General features: G+C 67.7%; 13 protein-coding genes. 10 read left to right on the top strand and 3 right to left on the bottom strand.

What is annotated here, in order from left to right:
* The first annotated feature begins 210 nt into the window (after nt 1-210).
* The 5 genes from AB0M22_RS43330 to ileS all read left to right on the top strand — a co-directional run bounded on the left by AB0M22_RS43330 (nt 211) and on the right by ileS (nt 6022).
* Nucleotides 211-1014, top strand: a complete 804-nt coding sequence (locus tag AB0M22_RS43330; RefSeq protein ID WP_364739285.1) for a cell division protein SepF — start codon at nt 211-213, stop codon at nt 1012-1014.
* A gap of 89 nt (nt 1015-1103) precedes the next feature.
* Entirely contained in the window at nt 1104-1406 is a 303-nt protein-coding gene (locus AB0M22_RS43325; RefSeq protein WP_150406567.1) for a YggT family protein, read from the top strand.
* 68 nt (nt 1407-1474) lie between these two features.
* A complete protein-coding gene (locus AB0M22_RS43320; RefSeq protein ID WP_364739283.1) occupies nt 1475-2332 on the top strand; it encodes a DivIVA domain-containing protein in 858 nt (285 codons plus the stop codon).
* An 83-nt stretch (nt 2333-2415) separates the two neighbouring features.
* On the top strand, nt 2416-2619 hold the full coding sequence (locus tag AB0M22_RS43315) for a hypothetical protein (protein WP_150406569.1): 204 nt from the start codon (nt 2416-2418) through the stop codon (nt 2617-2619).
* A gap of 271 nt (nt 2620-2890) precedes the next feature.
* A complete protein-coding gene (gene ileS, locus AB0M22_RS43310; RefSeq protein ID WP_364739281.1) occupies nt 2891-6022 on the top strand; it encodes an isoleucine--tRNA ligase in 3132 nt (1043 codons plus the stop codon).
* A 45-nt stretch (nt 6023-6067) separates the two neighbouring features.
* Here the strand turns inward: ileS and AB0M22_RS43305 are convergent, their stop codons facing one another.
* Both AB0M22_RS43305 and AB0M22_RS43300 read right to left on the bottom strand, forming a co-directional pair.
* Nucleotides 6068-6226, bottom strand: a complete 159-nt coding sequence (locus tag AB0M22_RS43305) for a hypothetical protein (protein ID WP_364739279.1) — start codon at nt 6224-6226, stop codon at nt 6068-6070.
* On the bottom strand, nt 6226-6642 hold the full coding sequence (locus AB0M22_RS43300) for an ester cyclase (protein ID WP_364739277.1): 417 nt from the start codon (nt 6640-6642) through the stop codon (nt 6226-6228). The genes AB0M22_RS43305 and AB0M22_RS43300 overlap by 1 nt, the downstream gene beginning before the upstream one ends.
* Before the next feature lie 42 nt (nt 6643-6684).
* Between AB0M22_RS43300 and AB0M22_RS43295 the strand changes: the two genes are divergently transcribed.
* Together AB0M22_RS43295 and AB0M22_RS43290 are read left to right on the top strand one after the other, a co-directional pair.
* Nucleotides 6685-7332: a TetR/AcrR family transcriptional regulator gene (locus AB0M22_RS43295; protein WP_364739276.1), complete on the top strand. Its 648-nt coding sequence runs from the start codon at nt 6685-6687 to the stop codon at nt 7330-7332.
* Between the two features lie 308 nt (nt 7333-7640).
* Entirely contained in the window at nt 7641-8144 is a 504-nt protein-coding gene (locus tag AB0M22_RS43290) for an NlpC/P60 family protein (protein ID WP_364739274.1), read from the top strand.
* Here AB0M22_RS43290 and AB0M22_RS43285 read toward each other — a convergent pair.
* On the bottom strand, nt 8141-9025 hold the full coding sequence (locus AB0M22_RS43285; protein WP_364739272.1) for a UTP--glucose-1-phosphate uridylyltransferase: 885 nt from the start codon (nt 9023-9025) through the stop codon (nt 8141-8143). The two genes, AB0M22_RS43290 and AB0M22_RS43285, sit on opposite strands and share 4 nt — an antisense overlap.
* Nucleotides 9026-9281: 256 nt before the next feature.
* Here AB0M22_RS43285 and AB0M22_RS43280 point away from each other — a divergent pair, with 256 nt between their 5' ends.
* From AB0M22_RS43280 to AB0M22_RS43270, 3 genes are all read left to right on the top strand, one after another.
* The gene (locus AB0M22_RS43280) at nt 9282-9623 is read left to right on the top strand and encodes a TfoX/Sxy family protein (protein ID WP_364739271.1); all 342 of its coding nucleotides are present in this window, start codon (nt 9282-9284) and stop codon (nt 9621-9623) included.
* 188 nt (nt 9624-9811) lie between these two features.
* Nucleotides 9812-11239, top strand: a complete 1428-nt coding sequence (locus AB0M22_RS43275) for a DNA polymerase IV (RefSeq protein WP_364739383.1) — start codon at nt 9812-9814, stop codon at nt 11237-11239.
* A gap of 159 nt (nt 11240-11398) precedes the next feature.
* A complete protein-coding gene (locus tag AB0M22_RS43270; RefSeq protein ID WP_364739381.1) occupies nt 11399-11935 on the top strand; it encodes a hypothetical protein in 537 nt (178 codons plus the stop codon).
* Nucleotides 11936-11971: the final 36 nt, after the last annotated feature.

Here is an 11971-nt window from a genome sequence, read left to right as displayed (position 1 = left end):
GAGCAAGACTTCAACACCCGGCCGCCACCGGGGCCGAAGGAAGGTCGACCAATATGAGCGAGCGCAGCGAGCGAGTTCTCGACGCAGCCACCATCGTGGTCATGACTGCGCCGAGCGTCAGCGAGGCCAGGTCATGAGCGAGCGTAGCGAGCCAATGGACGCAGCCACCATCGTGGTCATGACTTCGCTGAGCGTCAGCGAGGCGAAGTCATGAGCACGCTGCATAAGTTCAAGGCGTACTTCGGCATGGTCCCGCTCGAGGATTACGAAGACGACTATGTCGATGATCGCGCCCCCCGGGGTAGCGATGATCGCGTCGCGCGTCGCCCTCGGCCCCGTGACTACCCGGACGGCTACGGCGCCGACCGGTACCCCGAAGACCGTTACGGCGCTGGTCATTACGCCGCCGACGGCTTCGACCGCGAGGACGCCGACTACCCGGAACCTGCCTACAAGTCGCCGTACAAGGCCGGCTACCCGGTCTCGCGTCGCGAGGAGTACGCGGACGAGCCCTACGGCGAGGACCGCTACGAATCGCAGCGCCGGCCCACCCGGATCGAGACCGCGCCGTCCTCCGGCCGGTTCCGGGGCAGCGGCAGCCTGCCACCGCTGCGGGGTGCCACCCGCGGTGCGCTCGCCGTCGACCCCGACGCCGAGGAGCGTCGGCTCGAGGAGCGCGTGCGCCCCGAACCGGCACCCGCGCGCAGGCCGGGGATCTTCGAGGACGGAGGCCCCTTGTCCAAGATCACGACACTGCGCCCGCGCGACTACAGCGAGGCCAGGATCATCGGCGAGCGGTTCCGCGAGGGCAACCCGGTGATCATGGACCTGGTCGATCTCAGCAACGCCGATGCCAAGCGCCTGGTCGACTTCGCCGCCGGCCTCGCGTTCGCGCTGCGTGGCTCGTTCGACAAGGTTGCTACGAAGGTGTTCCTCCTCTCACCGGCCGACGTCGACGTATCAGCCGAAGAACGCCGTCGCATCGCCGAAACCGGCTTCTACAACCAGAAATAAGGTCGTGATCTGGGGGGTGTAGCAGACCGGTCGCAGGTGAAGCGGCGCGGTCATTTTGCGCAAAGCGGATTTTGCGGCAGAGTGAACTCGTGGCCTTGTTCGCGGTGCTGTACTTCGTACTGTTCATCTTCTGGCTGTTGCTGATCAGCCGGGTGATCGTCGAGTTCATCCGAAGCTTCGCTCGTGACTGGCGTCCCACCGGTGTCGTGGTCATCATCCTCGAGATGATCTTCACGATCACCGACCCTCCGGTGAAACTCCTGAGGCGGTTGATACCACCGGTGTCACTGGGGGGAATTCGCCTGGATCTGTCGATTATGGTCTTGCTTTTCATCGTCTTCATCTTGATGTCGATCGTGGGCAGGCTCGGGCAGCCGGTAGCCCCGGTGTGACAGAATGGGCCGTGAAGTAGCTTGCTAGATCTGCTAGATCTCCAAAAGACGCGTGAAGGGATCCTTCCATGCCGCTGACTCCAGCCGATGTGCACAACGTCGCGTTCAGCAAACCGCCGATCGGGAAGCGCGGCTACAACGAGGATGAAGTCGACGCCTTCCTGGATCTCGTCGAGCAGGAACTCTCGCGTCTGATCGAGGAAAACGCCGATCTGCGTCAGCGGGTTGCCGAACTCGACGCGGAACTGGCCGATGCCAAGAAGAATCGCGGCCCGGTCGGCCCGAACAACGTGAAACCGCCTGTCCAGCAGGCCCCTCCGCCGCCGCCGGAGCCGATCAAGCCGCCGGTGCAGCAGGCCCCGCCTGCCCCGATGCCCGCCCCGCCCGCCCCGAAAGAGGCGCCGAGCGCGGACGCGAACCTGCAGGCCGCCAAGGTGCTCAGCCTCGCCCAGGAGATGGCGGACCGGCTGACCAGCGACGCGAAGGTCGAGGCGGAAAACCTGCTCTCGAACGCCCGGGCAAACTCCGAGCGTCTGGTCGGCGATGCCCGCACGCGCTCCGAAGCGATGATCGCCGATGCTCGCCAGAAGGCCGACGCGATGCTGTCGGACGCGCAGTCCCGCTCGGACAACCAGCTGCGGCAGGCCAAGGAAAAGGCCGACGCCCTGCAGGCCGATGCCGAGCGCAAGCACACCGAGATCATGGCCACCATCACCCAGCAGCGCAGCGTGCTGGAGAGCCGGATCGAGCAGCTCAAGACCTTCGAGCGGGAGTACCGGGTGCGGCTGAAGTCCTACCTGGAGTCGCAGCTCGAGGAGCTGGAGAACCGCGGCTCGGCGGTCCCGGTCGACGGTGGCGAGGCGTTCGCCGATGCCAACACGGCCAACAACCTGCAGCCGGCCACGTTCGCCAAGGGTGGCAAGTAAGCCGCTCACGCCGAGCACACACCCGCAGTTCGTACAATTGAAGGAACTGTCGTCGAGCCGCCTGGCATGCGTTGGGGGTTTCCATGCTCGTGTTGACGCTCGTTCTTGCCGCTGTCGGCTTCGCGCTACTGGTCGCCGCGCTCACCACCGGATCGGTGATCTGGGCGTGGGGTTGCATCCTGGTGTGCGTGCTCGGTGCGGTGCTCCTGCTGGTCAGTGCCTTGTCTATGGGTAAGCCGGACGAAGATTCGACTCCGCCTCCGCCGGGCCGCCACGCGAAACGCTAGGTGGGCCGTAAACAGGTTTGACCGCACTGGCTAGAATCAAACATGAACATGGTGTTGATCCGGCCATCACCGGGGAGCCTTCGGAAGAACAGCATCCGCTGCCTGCTCGGCGGCGGTGCCCAGTAGAACCGAACGGGTGAGCCCGTCACAGCTCACAACGAAGAGGTTCGGTCGTTCTGGCCGGACAAGCGGGGTGGTACCGCGGTTTCGGCGCACCGGCGCCGGCATCGTCCCCGTGCCAACGGAATCGGCACGAGGAGACGCATCCGCGATGGCGGACCAAACTTCCAGCAACAGCGGCTATCCGAGGGTCGACCTCGGTGCCGGAGCGACGTTCCCCGAGATGGAACGCCGCGTGCTAGACGCATGGGCGGCCGCCGACACCTTCCGCGCGAGCATCGAAAACCGTTCCGGGGCAGCAGAGTTCGTCTTCTACGACGGACCGCCGTTTGCGAACGGGCTGCCGCATTACGGGCATTTGCTCACCGGATACGTCAAAGATCTCGTCCCGCGTTTCCAGACGATGCGCGGCAAGCGCGTCGACCGGCGTTTCGGCTGGGATTGTCATGGATTGCCCGCCGAACTCGAGGCGGAAAAGCAGCTCGGTATCACGGACAAATCACAGATCGAAGCAATGGGCCTCGCCGAATTCAACGCGGCCACTAAATCTTCCGTGCTTCGGTACACCGGCGAATGGCGCGATTACGTGACGCGTCAGGCTCGCTGGGTCGACTTCGACAACGACTACAAGACACTCGATCTCGACTTCATGGAGTCGGTGATGTGGGCGTTCAAGTCGCTGCACGAGAAGGGGCTGATCTACCAAGGTTTCCGGGTACTGCCGTACAGCTGGTACGAGCAGACTCCGCTGTCCAATCAGGAAACCCGGCTCGACGACGCGTACAAGATGCGCCAGGATCCGGCGGTCACCGTCGACATGCTGCTGCGCGTGCCGGCCGAGCATCCGCTGCACGCGCTCGACGGCGCGAACGCGTTGATCTGGACCACCACCCCGTGGACCCTGCCGTCCAACCTGGCGATCGCCGTGCACCCCGACGTGCGCTACGTGCACCTGCGCGGCACCGACGGCAAGCGTTATCTGCTGGCCGCCGAACGCGTGTCGCACTACACCCGCGAATTCGGCGAGGAGCCGGAGGTACTCGGCGAGTACGACGGCGCCGCGCTCACCGACCTGGCCTATGACCCGCCGTTCGACTTCTTCGCCGGCCACCCGCGCGCGCACCGCGTGCTGAACGCCGACTACGTGACCACCGACTCCGGCACCGGAATCGTGCACCTCGCACCGGCGTTCGGTGAGGAGGACATGGATGTCGCCACGGCCAACGGCATCGAGATCGTGCAACCGCTCGATCAGGGCGGCAAGTTCACCTCGATGGTGCCGCCGTACGAGGGCCTGATGGTATTCGACGCCAACCCGGTGATCATCAAGGACCTCAAGGCCGCCGGAAAGCTGTTGCGGCACGAGACGATCGAGCACTCCTACCCGCACAGCTGGCGCTCCGGGCAGCCGCTGATCTACATGGCGGTGCCGTCCTGGTTCGTCGCGGTGACCACCTTCCGCGACCGGATGGTCGAGCTGAACCAGCAGATCTCCTGGGTGCCCGAGCACATGAAGGACGGCCAGTTCGGCAAGTGGCTGGCGGGCGCGCGGGACTGGAACATCAGCCGTAACCGCTACTGGGGCAGCCCGATCCCGGTGTGGGTGTCCGACGATCCGGCCTATCCGCGCACCGACGTCTACGGCTCGCTGGACGAGCTGGAGCGCGACTTCGGCGTGCGCCCGACCGATCTGCACCGGCCGATGATCGACGAGCTGACCCGGCCGAATCCCGATGACCCGACGGGCAACTCGACCATGCGCCGGGTGCCCGAGGTGCTCGACTGCTGGTTCGAGTCGGGCTCCATGCCGTTCGCCCAGGTGCACTACCCGTTCGAGAACACCGAGTGGTTCGACAGCCACTTCCCGGGCGACTTCATCGTCGAGTACAACGGGCAGACTCGCGGCTGGTTCTACAACCTGCACGTGCTCTCGACCGCGCTGTTCGACAGTCCGGCGTTCAAAACCGTTGTCGCGCACGGCATCGTGCTCGGCGACGACGGCCTGAAGATGAGCAAGTCCAAGGGCAACTACCCGAACGTCAACGAGGTGTTCGACCGGGACGGCTCGGACGCGATGCGCTGGTTCCTGATGAGCTCGCCGATCCTGCGCGGCGGCAACCTCATCGTCACCGAGCGCGGCATCCGCGAGGGCGTCAGCCATGCGCTGCGGCCGCTGTGGAACGCGTGGACCTTCCTCCAGCTCTACGCCTCGAAACCCGGTACCTGGCGCACGGATTCGCCGAACGTGCTCGATCGCTACATCCTGGCCAAGCTCGCGGCGACGCGGGACACGATGACCGAGGCGTTCGAGACCTACGACATCGCCGGCGCCTGCGACGAGCTGCGCGGGTTCGCCGACGCGCTCACCAATTGGTATGTGCGCCGGTCGCGTTCGCGCTTCTGGAGCGAGGAGCCGGATGCGGTGGACACGCTGCACACGGTGCTCGAGGTGGTCACCCGGCTGGCCGCGCCGCTGCTCCCGCTGATCACCGAGGTGATCTGGCGCGGGTTGACCGGCGGCCAGTCGGTGCACCTGACCGACTGGCCGAAAGACGGTGAGCTGCCTGCCGATCCGGAGCTGGTCGCCGCGATGGACGAGGCCAGGGTGGTCTGCTCGACGGTGCTGAGCCTGCGCAAGGCGCAGAACCTGCGGGTGCGGCTGCCGCTGGCCGAGGTCACCATCGCCGCGGCCGATGCCGAGCGGCTCGCGCCGTACGCCGACATCATCGCCGACGAGGTCAACGTCAAGAAGGTCGACCTGACCACCGACGTCGCCGTGCACGGCCGCTTCGAACTGGTGGTGAACGCCAGGGCCGCCGGTCCGCGCCTCGGCAAGCAGGTGCAGACGGTGATCAAGGCGGTCAAGGCCGGCGAATGGTCCGAGGGCGCCGACGGTGTCGTCACCGCCGCCGGAATCGCCCTGCTCCCGGAGGAATACACGCAGCGCCTGGTCGCCGCCGAACCCGAGTCCACCGCCGCGCTGCCCGGCAATGCCGGTCTGGTGGTGCTGAACTCGGTGGTGACCGAGGAACTGGAGGCCGAGGGCTGGGCCCGCGACCTCATCCGCGATCTCCAGGAGACCCGGAAGTCGTTGGGACTGGACGTGTCCGACCGGATCACCGTGGTGCTCGAGGTGCCCGCCGATCGGGCCGGGTGGGCCGAGACCCATCGCGACCTGATCGCGGGCGAGGTCCTGGCCACCACGCTCACCTTCGGCGCCGCGGGCGCCGACGCCGCCGACCTGGTCGGGGGAGTGCGCGCACAGGTCACCAAGGCGGGATAGTTCGATTACCGCGAGGGCGGGGCCGATTGGTCCCGCCCTCGCCGGTTATCCCTTGCCCCGCACCGAACCTGGCTGCGGTCGCCCTGCCGCCGCCGAATTCCACAGCGGCGGTAGCCAATACGCGTCGGCACTGTTCTGTCGCCGATCACGTCGCTCGTAGCGCTCCGCCGCGACCCCGCGCTTGGCCGCCTTGTACGCGCCCATCAGGCCGGCGCCATCAGCTGCTGCATGATCGCGGCGGTATCCAGCCAGACGTTCTCCCGGCTGATCTTGTTGTCCCGGACCTCGCAGACGTGCAAGATTCGGAACTCGATCGGCCGGTTGCCGCCGGGGATGCCCATGAACATCCCGGTTGCCCGGCCGTACCAGTGGGATTCGTCGACGAAGAAGTCCTCGCCGTAGTACCGATGGATGCTCTCCATCTTGTCCTCGCTGATCGCGTCGAACAGGTCGCGGTAGCGCTGGGCGATCGCGGCCGGGTCGCGCAGCGTGCCCTGCGGATCGCCGACCGCGTCGTGCTCGACCTCCTCGGCCAGGGTCGCCATGATCGCGTCCACATCGTTGGCGGCTTCGGCCGCACAGTGCCGCTCGAACAGCTCGTCCATCTCTTCTCTGGTCATCACACGCCCTCCGGAATAGTGAGATTCTGCTATCGTGGTGAGATGACTTTCTCACGGCGAGACGAGATTCTCAATAGTGGTCGAGCGGCGAATCAGAAGATGCGGACCAGGGAGGCGCTGATCAACGCCGCGCTCGAGCTCGCCCGCAACGGTCACTCGCCGTCGATCGCCGAGGTCGCCGAGGCTGCGAAGGTCTCTACCGCCACCGCCTACCGGTACTTCCCGAATCCGCAGTCGCTGTGGTCGGACATGGCCACCCGGCAGGCCGGGTTCACCGGCGGCTTCCCCGAGCTCCTGGACGACCTGCCCGAAGACGTGGAGGGTCGCATCGACCGGGTCGTGCGCGAGGTCTGCGCCTTCCAATTCGCCGACGAGGTGGTGTGGCGCGGCGTGCTGCGCGCGACCCTGGATCGCTGGTTCAGTCAGGTGGATGTCGCTGAGGCAGAACGGGTTCCGGTGCGCGGGGTGACCCGGCTGGAGATGGCGCGGGTCGCGTTGGCTCCGCTGCGGGACACGCTCCCGGCCGAGCGGTTCGAGCGGTTGGTGAATGCCGTCGTGCTGGTGTTCGGCGTCGAGGCGCTGGTCTCCACCCGCGACACCAGCGGGCTCGATCCCGAGGCGGCCACCGAGACGATGAGCTGGGCCGCCCGCGCGCTGGTTCGGGCCGCGATCGCCGAATCGGGGGCGTGACGGCGCTGCACACAGGCTGGTGCGTGTCGGTCACGCATGTGAGGCAGATCACATGCTAGAAATTTGCTGAAGTATTGTTGCAGGTCCGAGGCTCGCGGCAGAATCGGACCTGGTGCTGTTGTTGCGGATAGGTACTTCTGGGGCAGCAGTGAGTTCGTGGATTGTCCTACCTGAACCACGCTGTGTCCGGCGTCGCCGCGCCGGCCACGGCCCTCGCGGCTCCTTATGGATGACGCCGCTCGACCCAGGCGTCCGCCGGGACCGCCGGATGGCGACCCGCTTGCCGGGCCGCCGGAAGGGACGAGCACGTGAACAGAAAATCCTTGCGTCGCATCGCTTTCGGATTCCTCCTAGCGACGGCCGCGACGCTGATCCTGGCCGGACCCGGATGGTCCGATACCGGCAGCGCGACCGGCAGCGCCGAATCCCTGTCCGCCTCCGGTTCCGCCGCGATTCCGCTGCCCAGCTCGCACGGGGTAGGTGCGCTGGCCGCCGCGGTGTCGCAGACCGGAAAGCCCTACGAGTGGGGCGGCACCGGCCCGTTCGCCTGGGACTGCTCCGGCTTGGTCCAGTGGGCGTTCCGGCAGGTCGGCGTCAATATCCCGCGCACCACCTGGGAACAGGCCAGAGCCGGCGCACCCGTCCCGTTCTTCGCCCTCTCACCCGGTGACGTGGTGGTGCTGAACACCGACGGCTCGCACGTCGGCATCTACGCCGGCTTCGGCCAGATCTTCAACGCCTACGACTGGGGCGTGCCGGTCGGCCTCAGCCCGCTGCGGCAGTTCGACATCTTCGCCATCCGCCGCTTCTAGCGGGTCTCCTCGACCAGGCTGCGCAGCAGCGGGGCGTACTTCGGATTGGCCAGCGCCGAGGCGAACTGGGCGACCAGGTAGTCGGCCGGGTTGCCGGTGTCGTACCAGCTGCCGCGGATCACCTGGCCGAAGACCGGGTTCTCGGCGGCGTGCACGTTGATCGCGTCGGTCAGGTACACCTCGCCGGAGCGGTGCTCGTACCAGGCCTTGGTCTGGGTGCGCAGCTCGTCGATGATGCCGGGCGTGACCACGTAGCCGCCGATCGCGGCGAAGTCCGACGGCGCGTCCTCGGGCTTGGGCTTCTCCCGCAGGCCGGTGATGCGCAGCAGGCCGTTGCCCTGATCGTCGGCGACCACCGGCACGCCGTAGCGCTGCGACTCGGACGGGTCCATCGGCATCAGCGCGAGCACCGGCGCGCCGGTCGCCTCGTAGGCGTCGATCAGCTGCTGCGCGCGCGGGACCTCGGCGACGAACACGTCGTCCGGCCACAGCACCAGCATCGGCTCGTCGCCCAGATTGCGGGCCGCGTTCAGGACCGGGGTGCCGTTGCCGTAGGGGCCGTGCTGGTCGAGGTAGGTGATGTGGCCGAGCCGGGACAGGTCGCCGACCTCTTCGACCGCGTCGGCGTAGGCCGTCTTCCCGTCCGCGCGTAGCTGCGCCACCAGGGCCGGGTTGGGCCGGAAGTGGTCCTGGATCAACGATTTTCCGCTGCTGACCACGATGGTGATGTCGGTGATGCCCGACGCGACCAGCTCGCGGACGGTGTGTTCGATGACCGGCTTGTCGCCGACCGGCAGCATCTCCTTGGGGATGGCCTTGGTCAGCGGGAGGAGCCGGGAACCGATACCGGCGGCCGGGATCACGGCCTTGCGGATCTTCATAGGTCCGATCATCACATATGAAGCTGGGCGGTAAGGCCGGTCCCCGTGCTTCGTCAACTGTTTACCGAAACCGTGTAGTGCGCCGGCGCGGGAGATATCTGCCCAGGTCGTGGGCTGGTTGACCGTTCAAGGTCGGGTCGCGGCGGGGCAGGCAAGGGCTGTTGATCTCTACAGGAAATCAACAGCTAGTACGCAGTCACCACCCAGCGTCGGGACCTGCCGGGATCTGTCGGTGCCCGGCGGTAGATTTCGGGTCGTGAGTACAGACAAGGCCACGGTCGCCGAGCTCCTCGAGCAGCTCGAGCCGCTGGACGTGCGGGCCAGGGCGATGTTCGGCGAGTACGGCCTGTACTGCGACGACAAGCTGGTCGCCTTGATCGCCGACGACCATCTGTTCGTCAAACCCACCGCCGTGGCCGCCGACTACGCCGACGAATCCTGGCTGACGCCACCGTATCCCGGCGCCAAGGATTACTACCGGGTGCCCGCGCCGCGGCTGGCGGATACCGCCTGGCTGGGCGAGTTCGTGCAGCGCACCGCCGACCTGCTGCCGGCCCGGGTACCCAAGTCCAGGAAACCCTCGGCGAAACCACGGTGAGCGGGCAGCATCCGCCCGCGCGCGCGGAGATGCGCGGCGCGGTGACCGCCGACGGGCCGGCTGCCGAGCGCGCCGACCCGCCGGGTGCCGACGCGCCGGAAACCGTATCTGGGGACGTGCCGAGCCCGGTGCCCGCCGACGTGCCGAGCGCTGTGGCTACCGACGCGCCGAGTGCGGCGAATGCCGACATGCCGAATGCGCCGGCCACCGAGGTGCCGGACGCGATACCCGGCGGCGCGCAGAGTCTCGTCCGCGCCGACGCGCAGAGCACGGCCCGGCGCTGGGTGCTGCACATTGATATGGACGCGTTCTTCGCCTCCGTCGAACAACTCACCCGCCCGACCCTGCGCGGGCGACCGGTTCTCGTCGGCGGCACCGGTGGACGTGGCGTCGTCGCGGGCGCGAGTTATGAGGCGCGGGTCTACGGCGCGCGCTCGGCCATGCCGATGCACCAGGCGCGCAGGCTGGTCGGCGTCACCGCGGTGGTGGTGCCGCCGCGCGGTGTCGTCTACGGCGTGCTGAGCGGGCAGGTGTTCGACACCCTCCGCAGCCGGATTCCGGTGCTGGAGACGCTGTCGTTCGACGAGGCCTTCGGCGAGCCGACCGAACTGGTCGGCGCGACCGTGGCCCAGGTCCAAGAGTTCTGCGCGGACCTGCGCGCGGCCGTGCGCGAACGCACCGGACTGACCGCCTCGGTCGGCGCGGGCACCGGCAAGCAACTCGCCAAGATCGCCTCCGGTCTCGCCAAACCCGATGGGATACGGGTGGTTTCGGCGGTCGAGCAGCCGCAGATGCTGGCCGCGCTGCCGGTCCGGAAGCTGTGGGGGATCGGCCCGGTGGCCGAGCACAAGCTGCGCTCGCTCGGCATCGAGACGGTCGGCGCGTTCGCCGCGTTGCCCGAATCCGAGGCCATGTCCATCCTGGGCACCAGCGTCGGCGCCGCGCTGCACCGGCTGGCCCGCGGCATCGACGACCGCCCGGTCGCCGAACGCAACGAGGCCAAACAGATCAGCGCCGAAACCACCTACGAGACCGACATCGTGACCCTGGCCCAGCTGCGCCCCGCCATCGAGAAGATGGCCGCGGCCGCGCATCGCCGCCTGGTCAAGGACGGCCGCGCGGCCCGCACCGTCGTGCTCAAGCTGCGCAAATCCGATATGAGCATCGTGACCCGCTCGTTCACCCTGCCCTACGCCACCGAGGACCTGGTCACGCTGACCACCGCCGCCCAGCGCTCGGCGATCGACCCGACCGAGCTCGGCCCGATCCGGCTGGTCGGTGTCGGCTACGGCGGATTGTCCACGGTGCGACAGGAATCCCTGTTTCCCGAACTGGATCAGGCGCCGATCGCCGAGGAGTGGGAGAGCGCGGCCGAGGCCGAACCGGATGCGACGCCGGTGATCGCGCCGCTCGCGACCGCGCTGTCCAGCCCGCTCTGGCATCCCGGCATGGACGTCGAACACGCCGAGTTCGGCCACGGCTGGGTGCAGGGCGGCGGCTACGGCGTGGTGACCGTGCGCTTCGAGACCCGCTCGACCGGCCCCGGACCCGCGCGCACCTTCCCCGCCGACGATCCGGACCTGACCAGAGCCGATCCGCTGAACAGTCTGCGGTGAGCGCGCGGGCGAACGGCTCGACATCGCCGAGCCCACCGGCTACGTTCGCTGCCGACGACATCAGTCAGTCCCGTGTGGGTCCACGCGGTGGTCCTCTGTGCCGGTAGCCTGGGAGCTCGTGCAGCGCCGCCGGTCGGGTGGAGGCTGCCATTGGTGGACATGACACGGACCTACTCGAACGCAAAGGACGAGCAGTTGAAGCTTCGTAAGACTGGACGCATCGCGATCGCCGGCCTGGCCGTGGTTGCCGCGCTGGGGATGACCGCGTGTGGCAGCGACGACAAGGACAAGCCCGCGGCCAAGACGACGACCAGCGCCAAGGCGTCGGCGTCGGCGAGCGCCGCGAACCTGCCGCCGGTCCCGACCGTCGCGGAGCTGAACACCGCTCTGGGCCGCGCGCTCGACCCGTCGGTTCCGGCGGCGGAGAAGCTCGACGGCGTGCAGGGTGCCGAGGCCGACCCGACGCTGCCGGACCGCCTCTCCCAGGCGGCCAAGGGCGCGGACGTGAAGATCGAGGTCACCGACGTCTCCAGCTTCGGTGACAGCGTCAACGCCAAGGCCAAGTTCACCGTGAACGGCCAGGAGAACATCGTCGACGTGCCGTTCGTCGCGGACAACGGCAAGTGGAAGATCCAGAAGTCCTGGGCCTGCGCCATGCTGACCAACCTCGGCCAGACCTCCGCGGCCTGCGGCTAGCTCGTGTCCGTCGCGGCCGGCTCATCGCGAGCCGGC

The sequence above is a fragment of the Nocardia sp. NPDC051756 genome, from assembly GCF_040681495.1.
GTDB lineage: Bacteria > Actinomycetota > Actinomycetes > Mycobacteriales > Mycobacteriaceae > Nocardia.
Note: the sequence above shows the minus strand (reverse complement) of the source record. Positions and strands in the feature narration are given on the sequence as shown.